This window comes from Catellatospora sp. NPDC049609, assembly GCF_040675365.1.
GTDB lineage: Bacteria > Actinomycetota > Actinomycetes > Mycobacteriales > Micromonosporaceae > Catellatospora.
In genome coordinates this window covers 1-1010 of record NZ_JBFAOU010000499.1, presented here as the reverse complement: position 1 = coordinate 1010, position 1010 = coordinate 1, and the positions used below count along the sequence as shown (strand labels likewise).

General features: G+C 66.8%; 1 pseudogene. It reads right to left on the bottom strand.

Annotated elements, in window-relative coordinates:
* Positions 1–61: 61 nt before the first annotated feature.
* Positions 62–851 (bottom strand): annotated as a pseudogene (locus AB0J67_RS41405) (IS5 family transposase).
* Positions 852–1010 lie beyond the last annotated feature (159 nt).

Here is a 1010-nt window from a genome sequence, read left to right as displayed (position 1 = left end):
CTGCGATCGGACCAGCAACCGCCACCGTCAGCTATTGCGCACAAGATCGTTAGGCCTCATCTCATTTGGTGAGGTGTTTGTAGCAGGTCAGGGTGCAGGCGATGTCGGCAAAGGCGAGGAAGTGTTCAGGCGTGCGTTCGTAGCGTCGGACGAGGCGGCGGTAGTTCATCAGCCATGACAGCGTGCGTTCGACGACCCAGCGGTGCCGACCTGAGACGATTCGACTCGTCGGCGGGCGATGCGGATGCCGAAGCGGTCGGCCCGCAGCGCCGCCCGTACGTGCTGGTTGTCGTAGGCCTTGTCGGCGTGCAGCTTGGCCGGCTTGCGGCGTGGGCGGCCTCGGCGGGAGCGGATCGGGGTGACCGAGTCCATCAGCGGAAGGAGCACGTGCGCGTCGGCGACGTTCGCGGCAGAGATCAGAACGGCCAGGGGCAGGCCCGCCCGGTCTGACATGACGTGGATCTTGCTGCCCGGTTTGTCGCGGTCTACGGGGCTCGGACCGGTCAGTTCGCCCCCTTTTGAGCCCGGACGCTGATCGAGTCGACCACCGCCCGGGACCAGTCGATCCCGCCCTGCGCGCCGAGCAGGTCCAAGACCCGGTAGTGCAGGCTGGTCCACAACCCGGCGGCGGTCCACTCGGTGAACCTGCGGTGCGTGGTCGCGCGGCTGACCCCGAACATGGCGACCGGCAGCGTCTGCCAGGAGCAGCCGGCCTTGGTCATGTACAAGATCGCGGCCAGGATCGCCCGGTCGTCACGCCGACGCCGGCCACCGCCTTGCCGACGGCGCGGCGGGGCCGGAATCAGTGACGCGGCGATCTCCCACAAGCGGTCTGGTGCCCACTCTGTCACGGCTTCCTGCTCCACAAACGACATGCTGCATCACAGCTCACACGGGTACCAAACGAGATGTGGCCTTACGATCTTGTGCGCAATAGCTGAGGTCACGCGATGTGCTGCTCCGGGGCGTTTCACCAGGTGATGGTGCGGTCGGAGACCAGGGCGGCGACG